Consider the following 16,887-nt stretch of genomic DNA (forward strand, 5'->3'; position numbering starts at 1 on the left):
CCATCAGGCGAAGGGTAAAAACTCATCCCCCATCGCTTTCTGCCAGGATGATGCGTGAGGATGAGTGATCTCGCGCAAAATTAAGCTGTTAACTGCGATACCGCACACATTTTTTCGGAAATGGTGTTTTTGTGAGCAAGTTTTAGATGACATAGTTTCGGAATTGGACTATTTCTATACGTGCTCTTGAAGTCTATTTTTGCTATGATTTGAGATTCCGCTCTCAAATTTGTGAAAAAAATAAGGTGTTGGGATGATTACATCCGACCAGGAGACCTAATGATATCGACTCCCATTCGACGATATGGGGCTGCGATACTCATGTTACTCACCACGGCATTTTCGGGTGAGGTGCTTGCGAAGACGCACACGGATACAACGAGTAAGAAAGCCCACGTAATAAAGACGACAAGTAGTAAGGTTAGCAGTAAACAAGAGTATTCTCGCAATAGTGCAAAGAGTAGTTCACTTCCTGATTTGCGAAAATACCCTTCCGGAACACCAAGGAAAAAAGCGTTTCTCCGGACGGTAATGCCTTACATCACGAGTCAAAATGCCGCGATTACTGCGGATCGTAACTGGCTAATTTCCAAACAGTACGATAGCCGCTGGTCGCCGTCAGAACGCGCGCGTCTGAAAGATATCACGAAGCGCTACAAGCTGAGCTGGAACGGTAACACGCGTCGTGTGCCGTGGAATTCTCTCCTTGAGCGTGTAGATATCATCCCGGGTAGCATGGTTGCGACCATGGCTGCTGCCGAAAGCGGCTGGGGTACTTCAAAGCTGGCGCGCAGCAACAACAACCTTTTCGGTATGAAGTGTGGGAAAGGTCGTTGTAATAATGCGCCTGGCAAGGTGAAAGGCTATTCTCAGTTTGAATCCGTGAAAGATTCCGTGAGTGCCTACGTGGTGAACCTGAACACGCACCCGGCCTACTCCTCATTCCGTAAATCACGCGCGCAGTTGCGTAAAGCGGATCAGGAAGTGACGGCCAGCACGATGATCCACAAGCTGAAAGGTTATTCGACGAAGGGACAGAGCTATAACAACTATCTGTTCGCCATGTACCAGGATAACCAGCGCTTAATTGCCGCCCACATGTAATCTCAAAAAAACGCCTTCCTCTGGAAGGCGTTTTCTTTTCTATATCAGCACCTCGCTGTGGCGATCCCGATACTCTTTTGGCGTGGTGTCATACTCTTTGCGAAACACCGAATAGAAATATTGCAGGGACGGGTAACCGCACATCTGCGAGATTTCGTTGATCGACAGTGACGTGGAAATGAGCAGGCTACGGGCTTTTTCCAGCTTCTCAGCGTGGATGACGGCATGAATGGTCTCGCCCACTTCTTCTTTGAACCGCTTCTCCAGATTCGAACGCGAAATGCCTACCGAATCCAGAACCTGATCGACCTTAATCCCTTTGCAGGCGTGGTTGCGAATATAGTGCATGGCCTGAATAACGGCAGGGTCGCTTAAGGAGCGATAGTCGGTTGAGCGACGTTCCACGACGCGGACAGGGGGCACGAGCAGGCGCTGAAGCGACAAGGATTCGTTATCCAGCAGACGATGCAGCAGCTTCGCGGCCTGGTAGCCCATCTGACGCGTTCCTTGTGCAACGGAGGAGAGCGCCACGCGAGACAGATAGCGGGTCAGTTCTTCATTATCAATGCCAATAACGCACAGTTTTTCAGGCACCGGGATGTGTAAATGTTCGCAGACCTGCAGCACGTGACGCGCTCGGGCATCCGTCACGGCGATAATTCCGGTTTGCGGCGGCAGCGTTTGCAGCCAATCCGCCAGGCGGTTTTGCGCGTGCTGCCAGTTTTCCGGCGCGGTTTCCAGCCCCTGATAGACCACGCCGCGATACTTCTCCTGGGCGACCAGCTGGCAAAACGCGTGTTCGCGCTCCACGGCCCAGCGCTTGCCGCTGGTGGCGGGTAGGCCATAAAACGCGAAGCGATGAACGCCTTTCTCTTTTAAATGGAGAAAGGCGGCCTCGACCAGGGCATGGTTATCGGTGGCTATATAGTGGACCGGCGGGTAGTTTTCGGGCGAATGGTAGGAGCCGCCGACGCCCACTATCGGCACATCGACGTCGGTCAGCAGTTGCTCAATGACGGGATCGTCATAGTCGGCGATGACGCCATCGCCCAGCCAGTCTTTGATGTTCTCCAGACGGGTGCGGAAATCTTCTTCAATAAAGATATCCCACTCGGATTGCGACGCCTGCAAATATTCACCAACGCCCTCCACCACCTGACGGTCGTAGGCTTTATTGGCATTGAATAACAACGTAATGCGGTGACGCTTTTCAAACATGGCTCACTTCCCAATTAATCACAATACCGTTATCAGGCCCGTCGCTTGGTTGCCGAGTCCATCCAGACTGCCAGTAAAAGAATGGCCCCCTTGACGATATACTGCCAAAACGTCGGGACGTCCATCATACTCATCCCGTTATCCAGCGAAGCCATAATAAACGCCCCCATGACCGCTCCCGCCACGCTGCCGATACCTCCTGCAAGGCTGGTGCCGCCAATCACGCAGGCGGCGATAGCATCCAGCTCGGCAATGTTACCGGCGGAGGGAGAGCCGGCCCCCAGACGCGAACTGAGGATCAACCCGGCGATGGCGACCATCAGGCCGTTAATAGCAAAGACCGCGAGTTTGGTGCGTTCGACGTTGATACCCGACAGACGGGCAGCCTCAAGGTTGCCGCCAATCGCATAAATACGGCGGCCAAACGCGGTGCGCGTGGCCATAAACATGCCGCCCAGCAGCAGAAGCGCCAGCAGCAGCACGGGTGTCGGGACACCGCGATAGTCGTTAAGAAGCCAGATTGCGCCCAGCACAATGACTGCCGTGAGCGCCTGACGCCCCACTACCGACGTTGATGCCGGAGAAGCCAGCCCCAGCGCCTGACGGCGCATACGTCCACGCCACTGCCACGCGACAAACGCCAGCAACCCAATCACACCGATCGTAAAGCCTATGCTATCTGAGAGGTAACTCTGACCAATCTGCGACATGGCCGCGCTGGTGGGGGAGACGGTGGTACCGTTGGTGATGCCGATTAAGATCCCACGGAAGGCCAGCATCCCCGCCAGGGTGACAATGAACGACGGCACTTTACGGTAGGCGACCCACCAGCCGTTCCAGGCTCCCAGGACCAACCCCAAAACCAGCGTGACTGCCACGGTCAGCGGCAGCGGCCAGCCGAGCCAGACGTCAAAAATGGCCGCCACGCCGCCGAGTAGCCCCATCATCGAACCGACCGACAGGTCGATTTCCGCAGAGATAATCACGAACACCATGCCCACGGCCAGAATGCCGGTGATAGCAGTCTGGCGGAGCAGGTTAGAGACGTTACGCGCGCTTAGGTAAGAGCCATCGGTCATCCAGGTAAAGAACAGCATGATGACGATAATTGCGGCGATCATCACGAAAACCTGCAGGTTCAGCGCTTTTAACCCCGCGAACGCACCGGGCGTCGGAACAGCGACTTTGATATCAGACGGATTGCTTTTCGACATGACGTTCGCTCCTTAAAGCGGCTTCCATCACCTGCTCCTGCGTCAGGTTCTGGTTAATCAGGTTGGCTTTGAGTTTTCCCTCGTGCATGACCAGCACGCGGTCGCTCAGGCCGAGCACTTCGGGTAACTCAGACGAGATGACAATGACGGCAATCCCTTGCTGTACAAGCTGATTAATCAGTTTGTAGATTTCATATTTGGCACCGATATCGATCCCGCGCGTTGGCTCATCAAGGATTAATATGCGTGGATTAAGAAGCAGGCAGCGCGCCAGAATCGCCTTCTGCTGGTTGCCGCCGCTCAGACGGCCAATGGCCAGTTCCGGTGAGGATGTTTTTACCTTCAGTCTGGCAAGCGACTGAAGAATGCACTGCTGCTCTGCGGCATCGTCCAGGCTGCTCAGCGCGCCGGAGAACCGATCGAGTGCCGCAAGCGTAATGTTTTTACCTACCGCCATGACCGGCACGATGCCGTCTTTTTTACGATCTTCCGGCACCATGGCAATGCCGCGGGCTATTGCCTGCTGGCAGCTGTCGATTTTCACCGGCTGGCCGTCGATATAAATCGTGCCCTCCCAGCGCCCCGGCCACACGCCAAACAGGCACTGTACGGCTTCGGTACGCCCGGCGCCGACGAGTCCAGCAATGCCGAGGATTTCGCCGCTGTGAAGAGAAAACGAGACGTTATTGACGCGCTTGATGTGGCGGTTAACGGGGTGCCACGCCGTCAGGTTTTCCACGCGTAATACTTCATCACCCGTTTCGTGGGGCTCATTCGGGTAAAGCGCCGTCAGCTCGCGGCCCACCATCATGGTGATGATGTCATCTTCACTCATGCCTGCGGCTTCACGCGTGCCGATGTGTTGCCCGTCGCGGATCACGCAAATGGTGTCCGAAATGGCTTTAACCTCGTTCAGCTTGTGCGAAATGTAGATGCAGGCGATGCCGTGGTTTTGCAGATCGCGGATGATATTGAGGAGAACCGCGGTCTCCTGTTCGGTGAGCGAGGCCGTTGGCTCGTCAAGGATCAGCAGCCTGACCTGTTTATTAAGCGCTTTCGCTATTTCGACCAGCTGCTGTTGCCCGAGGCCCAGATCCCCCACGCGGGTATCCGGTGAAATGTTGAGGCTCACCTGCGCCAGCAGCTTTTCACAGCGGAGCGTCATGGTGTCGTAATCCAGCACGCCGTGGCGGGAAATTTCGGCCCCAAGGAAGATATTTTCCAGCACGGTGAGGTGCTTCACCAGCGCCAGCTCCTGGTGAATGATGGCGATGCCTTTGCGTTCGGTATCGCGAATGTGTGTCGCCTGGATAACTTCACCGGCAAAGACGATTTCGCCTTCGTAGCTGCCGTGTGGGTAGATCCCGCACAGCACTTTCATCAGCGTTGACTTGCCCGAACCGTTCTCGCCACACAGCGAAACCACTTCGCCGGGGTTCAGCCGGAGACTGACGTTGTCGACGGCTTTCACCGTGCCAAAGCGCTTGGTGATGCTTTTCATTTCAAGTAAATAAGGCATAACTGCTCCACATAACCCGAGGGAAGAACAGTACAACGTGATGCGCCCCCGCAGTGCAGGGGCCGCGCTGGATTACAGTTCGCTCTTCTTGTGGAAACCATCTTTGATGACGGTGGCGTCAATGTTCTCTTTATTGACTTCAATTGGCGTAAGCAGACGAGCCGGGACGTCTTTAAGCCCGTTATTCAGCGTTGCGTCTGCTTTAGGTTGCTTACCATTGCCCAGATCCACGGCGATTTCCGCCGCCGTATTGGCAAGCTGGGTAATCGGTTTGTAGACCGTCATGGTTTGGGTGCCTGCAATGATGCGTTTTACCCCGGCCAGATCGGCGTCCTGCCCTGAGATGGCGACTTTCCCGGCCAGCCCCTGGGCGCTCAGAGCCTGAATCGCACCGCCAGCGGTGGCATCGTTGGAGGCCACGACCGCATCAATTTTGTTATTGTTGGCCGTCAGCGCGTTTTCCATAATCTTCAGCGCGTTTTCTGGCAGCCAACCATCGGCCCACTGATCGCCAACCACTTTAATTTTTCCGTCGTCGATGTACGGCTTAAGGACTTTCATTTGCCCTTCGCGGAACAGCTTCGCGTTGTTATCCACCGGCGAACCGCCCATCAGGAAATAATTGCCCTGAGGCACTTTGTCGATCAGGCTTTGCGCCTGTAATTCCCCGACTTTTTCATTGTCGAACGAAATATAATAATCAATATCCGCATTATTAATCATGCGGTCATAGGCCAGAACTTTTATGCCTTCTTGTTTGGCTTCTTTCACCACGTTACTTAATACCTGGCCGTTATAGGGGATAATGACCAGGACATCAACGCCGCGGTTGATCATATTCTCAATTTGCGACATTTGTGTTTCTTCGTTGCCGTTAGCCGACTGAACAAACACGCTTGCGCCAAGTGATTCTGCTTTTTTAACAAAAATATCGCGATCTTTTTGCCAGCGCTCCAGGCGAAGGTCGTCAATCGCCATGCCAATTTTGACCTCTTTGGCATGACCGGCAAAACTGGCAAGGAGGAGCGTAGTACAGAGCGTTAGGGTCAGATTCTTTATCTTCATAATTATTAGGCCTTTTGTAGGGGTATGTGTTGCTGAGATAAAAGAAACATTCACTGCTGAGACGCAGCAAATTTTTAACGCGGAAAGGCGGGCTGGCAATTACAGATTTTTATCTTCCCATTATGATATTTGGTTTATTTCTGAATTTATGACCGCGATCGGATTTTAAAATACGTAACGTCTTAATTACATTTGATTCTGGAATGTGCACCGAAAAATAGTTTGTCTGCGCATTATTTTGCGAGCCAGCGCACAGTTGCGCATTCTCTCAATAGCAGTGTGAAATAACGTAATTGAGCAACCCAAAATGTCTATTCACTATTACTCCTGTATCAACGACTCGCCGCATACCCTGATTATGGAGCTCAATATGCAAGCTTATTTCGACCAACTCGATCGCGTTCGTTACGAAGGTCCAAAAACGACCAATCCTTTAGCATTTCGTCACTACAACCCGGATGAGCTGGTGCTGGGTAAGCGCATGGAAGATCATTTGCGCTTTGCCGCCTGTTACTGGCATACCTTCTGCTGGAACGGCGCCGATATGTTCGGCGTGGGTTCCTTTGACCGTCCGTGGCAACAGCCGGGTGAGGCCATCGAGCTGGCGAAACGTAAAGCCGATGTCGCGTTTGAGTTCTTCCACAAGCTGAACGTGCCGTACTACTGCTTCCATGACGTTGACGTGTCGCCAGAAGGCGCGTCGCTGAAAGAGTACCTGAACAATTTCGCGCAGATGGTGGATGTGCTGGCGGCGAAACAGCAGCAGAGCGGCGTGAAGCTGCTGTGGGGTACGGCAAACTGCTTCACGAACCCTCGCTACGGCGCGGGAGCGGCAACCAACCCGGATCCGGAAGTGTTTAGCTGGGCGGCCACGCAGGTGGTGACGGCAATGAACGCCACGCATCAGCTGGGCGGCGAAAACTATGTCCTGTGGGGCGGCCGCGAAGGCTATGAAACCCTGCTGAATACCGACCTGCGTCAGGAGCGCGAGCAGATTGGCCGCTTTATGCAGATGGTTGTCGACCATAAGCACAAAATCGGTTTCCGCGGCACGCTGCTGATCGAGCCGAAACCGCAGGAACCGACGAAGCACCAGTATGATTACGACGTGGCGACGGTGTATGGCTTCCTGAAGCAGTTCGGCCTGGAAAAAGAGATTAAAGTTAACATTGAAGCCAACCATGCCACTCTGGCGGGCCACTCTTTCCATCACGAGATTGCGTCTGCGATTGCGCTGGGTATCTTCGGCTCCGTTGATGCTAACCGTGGCGATGCGCAGCTGGGCTGGGATACAGACCAGTTCCCGAACAGCGTGGAAGAGAATGCGCTGGTGATGTACGAAATCATCAAAGCGGGCGGCTTCACCACCGGCGGCCTGAACTTTGACGCCAAAGTGCGTCGCCAGAGCACCGATAAATACGATCTGTTCTACGGCCACATTGGCGCGATGGACACGATGGCGCTGGCGCTGAAAGTGGCCGCGCGCATGATTGAAGACGGTGAGCTGGATAAACGCGTAGCGAAGCGTTATAGCGGCTGGAACAGTGAGCTGGGCCAGCAAATCCTGAAAGGTCAGTTATCGCTGGCGGAAATTGCGAAGTACGCTGAACAACATCAGCTGGCACCGCAGCACCAGAGCGGCCACCAGGAACTGCTGGAAAATCTGGTCAATCACTATTTGTTCGACAAGTAAAAACGTAGGCCCGGTAAGCGGCAGCGCCACCGGGCATTTCTGTCAAAGGAGCCACCACAATGTATATCGGGATCGATCTTGGCACATCGGGTGTGAAAGCCATCCTGTTAAGCGAGCAGGGCGACGTGTTAGCAACGCAGACGGAAAAGCTGCAGGTTTCACGTCCGCATCCTCTGTGGTCGGAACAGGATCCGGAACAGTGGTGGCAGGCGACGGATCGTGCAATACAGGCCTTAGGTGAACAACACAGCCTGCGTGACGTTAAAGCGCTCGGGATTGCCGGCCAAATGCACGGCGCTACGCTGCTGGACAGTCAGTATCGTGTGCTGCGTCCCGCTATTCTCTGGAATGACGGCCGCTGTGCAGAAGAGTGTGCGCTGCTTGAGGCGCGTGTTCCTGCTTCTCGCGAGATTACCGGCAACCTGATGATGCCCGGCTTTACAGCGCCTAAATTGCTGTGGGTTCAGCGCCACGAACCGGACATTTTCCGTCAGGTGGCGAAAGTCTTGCTGCCAAAAGATTATCTGCGCTTTCGCATGACGGGCGATTTTGTCAGTGATATGTCGGATGCCGCCGGCACGATGTGGCTGGACGTGGCGAAGCGTGACTGGAGCGAGGCAATGCTGGATGCCTGCCATCTGACCCGTGAGCATATGCCCGCGCTGTTTGAAGGCAGTGAGGTGACGGGCACATTGCTGCCAGCGGTTGCCGAACGCTGGAACATGCCTGCCGTACCGGTGGTTGCCGGGGGCGGTGACAACGCGGCAGGGGCTGTCGGTGTCGGTATGGTTGAGGCAGGGCAGGCCATGCTTTCGCTGGGAACGTCTGGCGTCTATTTTGCCGTCAGCGACGGGTATCGCAGCAATCCTGAAAGCGCTGTGCACAGTTTCTGCCATGCCCTTCCGGGGAAATGGCATTTGATGTCGGTGATGCTCAGCGCGGCGTCCTGCCTGGACTGGGCGGCAAAGCTCACCGGCATGGTCGACGTTCCGGCGCTCATTTCCGCGGCTCAGCAGGCGGATGACGATACGGGTACCGTCTGGTTTTTACCGTATCTTTCCGGCGAGCGTACGCCGCATAACAACCCGGAAGCGAAAGGGGTGTTCTTTGGCTTAACCCATCAACATGGCCCGGCTGAACTGGCGCGTGCGGTTCTGGAAGGCGTGGGGTATGCGCTGGCCGACGGGATGGACGTGGTGCATGATTGCGGCCTGAAACCGGCAAGCGTCACCCTGATTGGCGGCGGCGCGCGAAGCCCGTACTGGCGGCAGATGCTGGCGGATATCAGCGGATTACAGCTGGATTTTCGCACCGGTGGCGATGTCGGGCCCGCGCTCGGCGCAGCGCGACTGGCGCAGATAGCCATGAACCCGGAAAAACCGCTTTCGCAACTGTTGCCACAGCTTACGCTTGAACAGGCGCATTTGCCTGACGCAGCACGCCATGCGCGTTACGCGGAAAGGCGCGATGTGTTCCGCAAAATCTATCAGCAGCTGCTGCCGCTGATGTCGTAAACACGCTTGTCCGGCAGAGGCACGATGATGTCCTTTTTTGGTCTGTGCGTGCCTTCATTTCCTTGCCAGTATGGTGTCACACCCACTGGCGAGGAGAACCATCATGTCACGCATCGCATTAATCAATATCGATACTCAGCAGTCATTTCATCATCGCAATTACTGGCAGGAAGACGATATTCCAGCCTTTCAGCAGGCAATGCTGGGGCTGATTGACGGCTGTAAAGCGCGCGGTATTCCGGTCGTTGATATTTTTCATGTTGATGAAGACGGTCCCTTCACGCTGCAAAGCGGCTATGTCAAACCGATGGCCTTTTTGCGTCATCAGCCGGATGTGGTTTTCCAGAAACACGTCCATAATGCCTTCACGGATACCGGGCTTGACCGCTGGCTGCGCGAGCGCGATATCAACCAGCTGATCGTGTGCGGCATTCGCACTGAACAATGCTGTGAAACCACCGCACGGGTGGCATCCGACTTGGGTTATGCTGTGACCTTTGTGAGCGAGGCAACGCTGACGTTTCCTATGACGTACAAGGGTATTACCCTTAGCGCAGCGGAAATTCGCCATCGTACCGAAACGGTACTGAATGGGCGTTTTGCCGAGATTAAAACGGTAGCGGAGACGCTGGAGTCACTGTAATGCGCATCGACGTCTGGTTCGTGATGATGCCCGGGGTGCTGTCGTTAGATTTGACCGGCCCGGCTGAGACCTTTGTGCTGGCAGGCGACGCGTTTCGCCTGCACTACATTGGCCCGCAGCCTGAGGTTCCGACGTCGATAGGCCTGACGATGAGCGGCATTGAGCCGCTGCCTGAAAGCCTGCCTCCCGGCAGCCTGCTGGTGCTGCCGGGGGTGAGCGACTCCCGCTCTCAATTCTCCACGCCGCAGGCGCAGCAGATTCAGCACTGGCTGATGCGCCTGCAGCCGCAGATCCAGCGCCAGGATATCACCGTGATGTGCGTCTGTTCAGGGGCGCTGCTGGCGGCGAACTCGGGCCTGCTGAACAACAGACAGTGCACAACCCACCATGACGTTATTAGCCGTCTGCGCACCGCGGCTCCCACGGCGACGATTAAAGAAAACCGGATATTTGTGCAGGATGAGAATATCTGGACCAGCGCAGGGATCACGTCGGGCATCGATCTGGCGCTGCATATGATTAACCGCCTGTGCGGCCCCGAAAAGGCGCTAACCGTGGCGCGTGAGATGGTGGTCTGGTTCCGCCGTTCCGGTGACGATCCTCAGCTTTCTCCATGGCTACGCTACCGCAATCATCTTCATCCGGCCATCCATCGGGCGCAGGATGCGCTTACCGCCGAGCCGCAAAAAGCCTGGAGCGTGCCAGATATCGCCGGGCTGGCGCACGTCAGCCCGCGTCACCTTACCCGGCTTTTCCAGTCACATTTAGGGATTAGCGTTCGCGATTACCTCGAGCAGCTGCGTCTGGCGGTGGCGGAGCAGTGGCTTTTGCAGGGGCGCGGCGTGGAGCAGGCTTCACTGGCGGCAGGGTTTTCCTCCCCGCGCCAGTACCATCGCGCCCGGCAGCGAAGCGTTAACTGACGAAGCGGCGCGTGTCTATTTTTTGCAGCAGCATCGACAGCAGCAGGCTGATAACCAGCGTGGCGGCAAAAATCCATATAATATCCAGCACCGGCCAGCTTTTTAGCTCAACGCCCCTCGTCCGCAGGGCGTGGATCACCAGCGCGTGAAAACCGTAAATTCCGAGAGAGTGCCGCGAGATCATACTCAGTACGGGCAGGGGACGCGCGTTCAGGGTGTTTTTGACGAGCGTGAGCAGCGAAACGGCACAAATAAAGACCATTGGGCCACAATACAGATACCAGGTATCGGCAAAATTGCCGCGCCACTGCAGCTCATGCAGCGTCCCGCGCGCTATCACCGCCACGCCAGCGATAAACAGCACCGCGCAGAGCCAGTTCAGACCGCGTTTTTGCGTGTCCATCATGCCGATAGCGCGCCCCAGCATGCCGTAAAGCACGTAGTAAAAGGTATCGCCGTTGATATAAAGGTTAACCGGCAACCATTCAAATCCGTTGATTTTCTGTGAGACGGTATTCGGGTTGGCAATAATGCCAATCACCACCATCAGGGCCAAAAGCATTTTTTCGCTGACGTTTTTCACCTGGATGAGGGGGGAGACCAGATAGATAACGATAATGGCGAAGAAGAACCACAGGTGGTAGAACACCGGTTTTTGCAGCACGTATTTCAGCGATAGCCCGGCGTTAATTGAGGTGAACAGGCTAATATAGAGTAAGGCTATGGCGCTATAGAATCCCAGGCAGGCCGCGATGCGAATGAAGTGCCTCGGCTGCGCGCTACGCTCGCCAAAAAAGAGAAAGCCGGAAATCATAAAGAACAGCGGCACGCTGACGCGTGAAGCTGAGTTGAGTATATTGGCGATATCCCAGTTAACGGGGCTGATGCTGTGCGCATTGGTGATATACCAGGTCGTCGTGTGGATCATGACCACCATCAGACACGCTATTCCTCGCAGGTTATCAATCCAGTTAATTTTTGACTGCATCAGATCCTCGTATTCCCTGTAAATTGAGTGTGACTACCATTGTCCAAAAGTCTTCGTTTGGAAAATTCTGAGTTTTATTCAGCAGGCTTGTAGGGAGGCCGCGAGATTCGCAGAATGCCGGACCTTAATCTATAAAAGCTTTGATACTAAAAATAACAGCCACTGACCAGGGCGGTAATAAAAATGATGATGAAGCGTGCGGCGTCACTCTTTCTGCTGGTAATCCTCGCGGGATGCAGTGCCCCACAAGAAGCCCCTGTGCAAAAAGCGCAGCAGGGTAAAATGAGCCCGGAACGTTCACTGAATATGGAAGCGCTCTGCAAAGATAGCGCTGCCCGACGCTATAACTCGGACGTTCAGAACATTGATGTCACCGGCTTTGTGCGTTTTCAGGGAAGCTATGAGCTGCGGGGCCATACGTCACGTAAAGAGGGCTTTGTCTGCTCGTTTGATGCGGACGGCCAGTTTTTACACCTCTCCATGCGCTAGCCTGCTCGTATAATCAACAGCCAGACGCCCACAACGTTCTGGCTTAACTGCTTATTTCCCAATTTTCCCTAAACAACCCCGTTTCGTACTGTATATCTTGCAGCCAGCGGGTATACTGGTCCCTTCCATTTAAAACCACACGTATCCAGCACGAAATACTATGCAAAAGTTTGATACCAAGACCTTCCAGGGCCTGATCCTGACCTTACAGGATTACTGGGCTCGTCAGGGCTGTACCATTGTTCAACCTTTGGACATGGAAGTCGGCGCCGGCACTTCACACCCGATGACCAGCCTGCGCGCGTTGGGGCCAGAGCCAATGGCTACCGCGTATGTGCAGCCTTCCCGTCGTCCGACCGATGGTCGTTACGGTGAGAACCCGAACCGTCTGCAGCATTACTATCAGTTCCAGGTGGTGATTAAGCCATCACCAGACAATATTCAGGAACTGTACCTCGGGTCGCTTAAAGAGCTGGGTATGGATCCAACCATTCACGACATCCGTTTCGTGGAAGATAACTGGGAAAACCCAACGCTGGGTGCCTGGGGTCTGGGTTGGGAAGTGTGGCTGAACGGAATGGAAGTGACCCAGTTCACTTACTTCCAACAGGTTGGCGGTCTGGAATGTAAACCGATCACGGGTGAAATCACCTACGGTCTGGAACGTCTGGCCATGTACATTCAGGGCGTAGACAGCGTTTACGACCTGGTCTGGAGCGACGGCCCGCTGGGTAAAACCACCTACGGCGACGTGTTCCATCAGAACGAAGTGGAGCAATCCACCTATAACTTCGAATACGCGGACGTGGACTTCCTGTTCACCTGCTTCGAGCAGTACGAGAAAGAAGCGCAGCAGCTGCTGGCGCTGGAGACTCCGCTGCCGCTGCCTGCTTACGAGCGTATTCTGAAGGCCGCCCACAGCTTCAACCTGCTGGACGCCCGCAAAGCCATCTCCGTGACTGAACGTCAGCGCTACATTCTGCGTATTCGTACCCTGACCAAAGCCGTTGCAGAAGCTTACTATGCGTCCCGTGAAGCCCTTGGCTTCCCGATGTGCAACCGAAACAAATAAGAGGCGGCCATGTCTGAGAAAACTTTCCTGGTGGAAATCGGCACCGAAGAGCTGCCACCAAAAGCCCTGCGCAGCCTGGCTGAATCTTTCGCTGCGAACGTGACCGCCGAGCTGGATAACGCTGGCCTGGCACACGGTAAAATTGAGTGGTTTGCCGCCCCGCGTCGTCTGGCGCTGAAAGTGGCAAATCTGGCGGCGTCTCAGCCGGATCGTGAAGTCGAAAAACGTGGCCCGGCGATTGCCCAGGCGTTTGACGCAGAAGGCAAGCCGAGCAAAGCGGCTGAAGGCTGGGCGCGCGGTTGCGGCATCACCGTTGACCAGGCTGAGCGTCTGACCACCGACAAAGGCGAGTGGCTGCTGTATCGCGCCCTTGTGAAGGGCGAGAGTGCAGAAGCGCTGCTGCCAAACATGATCGCGACCTCGCTGGCCAAGCTGCCAATTCCTAAGCTGATGCGCTGGGGCGCGTCCGACGTGCACTTCGTGCGTCCGGTTCACACCGTGACCCTGCTGCTGGGCGATACCGTTATTCCGGCAACCATTCTGGGCGTGGCGTCCGATCGCGTGATCCGCGGCCATCGCTTCATGGGCGAACCAGAGTTCACCATCGACAATGCCGACCAGTACCCGCAAATCCTGCTGGAGCGCGGTAAAGTTATTGCCGACTACGAGCAGCGTAAAGCCAAAATTAAAGCGGACGCTGAAGACGCGGCGCGCAAGATTGGCGGTAATGCCGATCTGAGCGACAGCCTGCTGGAAGAAGTGACCTCGCTGGTGGAATGGCCGGTAGTGCTGACCGCGAAGTTCGAAGAGAAATTCCTGGCCGTTCCGGCTGAAGCGCTGGTGTACACCATGAAGGGTGACCAGAAGTACTTCCCGGTTTACGCTAACGACGGCAAACTGCTGCCAAACTTCATCTTCGTGGCGAACATCGAATCGAAAGATCCGATCCAGATTATCTCCGGTAACGAAAAAGTGGTGCGCCCGCGTCTGGCGGATGCCGAGTTCTTCTTCAATACCGACCGTAAAAAACGTCTGGAAGATCATCTCCCGCGCCTGCAGACCGTGCTGTTCCAGCAGCAGCTGGGAACGCTGCGCGACAAGACCGACCGCATCGCGGAGCTGTCCGGCTGGATCGCCCGTGAAATCGGCGCGGACGTCAACCACGCGACGCGTGCGGGCCTGCTGTCCAAGTGCGACCTGATGACCAACATGGTGTTCGAATTTACCGACACTCAGGGCGTGATGGGCATGCACTACGCGCGTCACGATGGCGAAGCGGAAGACGTGGCTGTAGCCCTGAACGAGCAGTATCAGCCGCGCTTTGCGGGTGACGAACTGCCGTCCAACCCGGTTGCCTGTGCGGTGGCGATTGCCGATAAGATGGACACCCTGGCGGGTATCTTTGGTATTGGCCAGCATCCAAAAGGCGACAAAGACCCGTTTGCGCTGCGTCGTGCTGCGCTGGGCGTGCTGCGTATCATCGTTGAGAAGAACCTGAACCTGGATCTGCAGACTCTGACCGAAGAAGCGGTGCGTCTGTACGGCGATAAGCTGACCAACGCGAACGTTGTGGATGACGTGATCGACTTTATGCTCGGTCGTTTCCGCGCGTGGTATCAGGACGAAGGTTACACCGTTGACACCATTCAGGCGGTGCTGGCGCGTCGTCCGACCCGTCCGGCTGATTTCGATGCGCGCATGAAGGCCGTTTCCCACTTCCGTACGCTGGAAGCGGCATCAGCCCTGGCTGCGGCCAACAAGCGTGTATCCAACATCCTGGCGAAGTCTGATGAAACGCTGAACGAGCGCGTGAATGCCGCGACGCTGAAAGAGCCGGAAGAGATTGCTCTCGCGATGCAGGTTGTGGTGCTGCGCGACAAGCTCGAGCCGTTCTTCGCGGAAGGTCGCTACCAGGAAGCGCTGGTGGAGCTGGCTGAACTGCGTGACGTTATCGACGCCTTCTTCGAGAAGGTGATGGTGAACGTAGAAGATAAAGAGCTGCGTATTAACCGTCTCTCGATGCTCGAGAAACTGCGCGAGCTGTTCCTGCGCGTGGCGGATATTTCGCTGTTGCAGTAATGTGCCCGTCGTTACAAATGCTAAAAACCCGCTTCGGCGGGTTTTTTTATGGAGCTTTCGTAGGCCGGATAAGCGCAGCGTCATCCGGCAGGTTTAGCCGATCGCGACTGTGCCTTCATCCGTTTTCAGCCAGCGTGGTGCCTTCAGCGTATCGGCAAAGTAGCTGACCAGTTCGCACAGCAAATCTTCCATCACGATTGCAGATTGTCGCGGCAGTGAGCCGTTCATCAGCAACTGCGTAATCTCCTGACAGTAGCGCCCCAGCTGATCGCATTCGGGTTCGAAAGCCGGAAGACGTGACGGGAGTTCCTCCACGGTCAGGCTGGCTTTTAAATATTCCGGAACAGGATCCAGAAGCGTGGGTTACAGAAGATTCAGACAAGCATAGAGTCTGCCGTAAAGCGCCATTTTTGGGGCGGGTTCTTCGCAATCTAACAGTGTGTCGGTAAAACGTTCGCAGTTATCCGCCAGTTCGGTGAAGTCGGTGGCGTGGTTGAAGGGAAGGGTGAATAAAGAATGAGCTTGGGTTGGGGTAGTAGCCATATTGGCAGCCTCCGACAAGTGATAAAGCTTCCACCACCGGAAATGCTAACTTCGCTGGTGGTGGACTGAACAGAGTTAGCATTACCGGCCTTATCGGATACCGGCGCATCTTTCGATGCCCCTGCTCAGCCCACCATTGAGATGTAGCAAAGCATGCTGCACATAATGTGCCGCCGATAAGATAAGCCAGGATGCTAAACCCGGCACCTGATTTTGCAGGTGCAAAGAGAACTTACTGCTCATCAAAACAGGCGGCAATAGATTTGAGCTATGCCACTGAGGATATTACCATTTCTGGAAAGAGACTCGCAAAATTACCGCAATGAAAAGCATACTGCGGGCAGAGGTCTTACAGCGACGCTATGGTCCGGCTGTAAATCGCTGAGGCGTTTCCTGCAGGCCGGGGCGAGGCGCATGGATGCGCCGAGAGGGCGGGCTTTACAGGGATGTTACCTCCGCCCGTCCCCGATAAGCCGGAAGGAATAAGCCGAAGGTACCGCGTAGCGGCGATTTACCGCCGGGAGCCCGGGTAGCCAGGGTGGTGGCGACTGAGCCACCCTGGCACGTTCACGGGTATTGTCGTTACAGAGTAGCAAGGAACATAAAGTGAACGGAATGACCACCAGAGCCGTATGCTTCCCCTCACCCCAGCCCTCTCCCTCAAGGGAGAGGGGGCCGTCTGTGCAGGCAATATTTGGTGGGGATCCCTCAGCCCAAAGGGAGAGGGAGTATAAGTCGTCCAAAATTTAACCTTGAAATATTCAACACATTACCGCTATCCTTATCCGCGTTAACTTTCTCGCTCTGGAGCGCCCCCCAAAAATGA

13 protein-coding genes and 2 pseudogenes are annotated in these 16,887 nt (G+C 55.2%); 8 read left to right on the plus strand and 7 right to left on the minus strand.

Annotation, left to right across the window (positions count from 1 at the left end):
• Window positions 1-279 precede the first annotated feature (279 nt).
• A complete protein-coding gene (locus ACWHWP_RS01135; protein ID WP_047347620.1) occupies window positions 280-1,104 on the plus strand; it encodes a protein bax in 825 nt (274 codons plus the stop codon).
• Window positions 1,105-1,143: 39 nt separating this feature from the next.
• Here the strand turns inward: ACWHWP_RS01135 and xylR are convergent, their stop codons facing one another.
• The 4 genes from xylR to xylF all read right to left on the minus strand — a co-directional run bounded on the left by xylR (window position 1,144) and on the right by xylF (window position 6,120).
• On the minus strand, window positions 1,144-2,322 hold the full coding sequence (xylR, locus tag ACWHWP_RS01140) for a D-xylose utilization transcriptional activator XylR (protein WP_063429457.1): 1,179 nt from the start codon (window positions 2,320-2,322) through the stop codon (window positions 1,144-1,146).
• 32 nt (window positions 2,323-2,354) lie between these two features.
• Entirely contained in the window at window positions 2,355-3,536 is a 1,182-nt protein-coding gene (gene xylH / locus ACWHWP_RS01145; protein WP_025759156.1) for a xylose ABC transporter permease XylH, read from the minus strand.
• Entirely contained in the window at window positions 3,514-5,055 is a 1,542-nt protein-coding gene (locus ACWHWP_RS01150) for a xylose ABC transporter ATP-binding protein (RefSeq protein ID WP_429055579.1), read from the minus strand. The genes xylH and ACWHWP_RS01150 overlap by 23 nt, the downstream gene beginning before the upstream one ends.
• 72 nt (window positions 5,056-5,127) lie before the next feature.
• Window positions 5,128-6,120 carry a D-xylose ABC transporter substrate-binding protein gene (gene xylF / locus ACWHWP_RS01155; RefSeq protein WP_059311812.1) on the minus strand — a complete coding sequence of 331 codons (993 nt, stop codon included), beginning with the start codon at window positions 6,118-6,120 and terminating at the stop codon, window positions 5,128-5,130.
• 370 nt (window positions 6,121-6,490) lie between these two features.
• Here xylF and xylA point away from each other — a divergent pair, with 370 nt between their 5' ends.
• The 4 genes from xylA to ACWHWP_RS01175 all read left to right on the plus strand — a co-directional run bounded on the left by xylA (window position 6,491) and on the right by ACWHWP_RS01175 (window position 10,890).
• Window positions 6,491-7,813 carry a xylose isomerase gene (xylA, locus tag ACWHWP_RS01160; protein WP_123138914.1) on the plus strand — a complete coding sequence of 441 codons (1,323 nt, stop codon included), beginning with the start codon at window positions 6,491-6,493 and terminating at the stop codon, window positions 7,811-7,813.
• A gap of 59 nt (window positions 7,814-7,872) precedes the next feature.
• Window positions 7,873-9,327, plus strand: a complete 1,455-nt coding sequence (gene xylB, locus ACWHWP_RS01165; protein ID WP_447854925.1) for a xylulokinase — start codon at window positions 7,873-7,875, stop codon at window positions 9,325-9,327.
• 103 nt (window positions 9,328-9,430) lie between these two features.
• Window positions 9,431-9,970 (plus strand): cysteine hydrolase family protein, encoded by a 540-nt coding sequence (locus tag ACWHWP_RS01170; protein ID WP_063429463.1) that lies wholly within the window; start codon window positions 9,431-9,433, stop codon window positions 9,968-9,970.
• Complete coding sequence (locus ACWHWP_RS01175) at window positions 9,970-10,890, plus strand: GlxA family transcriptional regulator (RefSeq protein WP_063429465.1); 921 nt, start codon at window positions 9,970-9,972, stop codon at window positions 10,888-10,890. Before ACWHWP_RS01170 ends, ACWHWP_RS01175 begins: the two co-directional genes overlap by 1 nt.
• On the opposite strand, the gene ACWHWP_RS01180 is transcribed toward ACWHWP_RS01175, so the two are convergent.
• Complete coding sequence (locus tag ACWHWP_RS01180; RefSeq protein WP_447854926.1) at window positions 10,883-11,878, minus strand: acyltransferase; 996 nt, start codon at window positions 11,876-11,878, stop codon at window positions 10,883-10,885. The genes ACWHWP_RS01175 and ACWHWP_RS01180 overlap by 8 nt on opposite strands.
• 183 nt (window positions 11,879-12,061) lie before the next feature.
• On the opposite strand from ACWHWP_RS01180, the gene ACWHWP_RS01185 reads away from it, so the two are divergent.
• The 3 genes from ACWHWP_RS01185 to glyS all read left to right on the plus strand — a co-directional run bounded on the left by ACWHWP_RS01185 (window position 12,062) and on the right by glyS (window position 15,518).
• Window positions 12,062-12,367, plus strand: coding sequence for a YsaB family lipoprotein (locus tag ACWHWP_RS01185; protein ID WP_063429467.1), 306 nt, complete (start codon window positions 12,062-12,064; stop codon window positions 12,365-12,367).
• 160 nt (window positions 12,368-12,527) lie between these two features.
• A complete protein-coding gene (gene glyQ / locus ACWHWP_RS01190) occupies window positions 12,528-13,439 on the plus strand; it encodes a glycine--tRNA ligase subunit alpha (protein WP_003860141.1) in 912 nt (303 codons plus the stop codon).
• Window positions 13,440-13,448: 9 nt separating this feature from the next.
• Window positions 13,449-15,518, plus strand: a complete 2,070-nt coding sequence (gene glyS, locus ACWHWP_RS01195) for a glycine--tRNA ligase subunit beta (protein ID WP_447854927.1) — start codon at window positions 13,449-13,451, stop codon at window positions 15,516-15,518.
• A gap of 93 nt (window positions 15,519-15,611) precedes the next feature.
• On the opposite strand, the pseudogene ACWHWP_RS01200 reads toward glyS, so the two are convergent.
• Window positions 15,612-15,989: pseudogene (locus tag ACWHWP_RS01200) on the minus strand (hypothetical protein).
• A pseudogene (locus ACWHWP_RS01205) lies at window positions 15,950-16,174 on the minus strand (hypothetical protein); the annotation flags it as partial. The pseudogenes ACWHWP_RS01205 and ACWHWP_RS01200, both read right to left, overlap by 40 nt.
• Window positions 16,175-16,887: the final 713 nt, after the last annotated feature.

Source organism: Enterobacter sp. WI-ESBL-E8, from assembly GCF_053364895.1.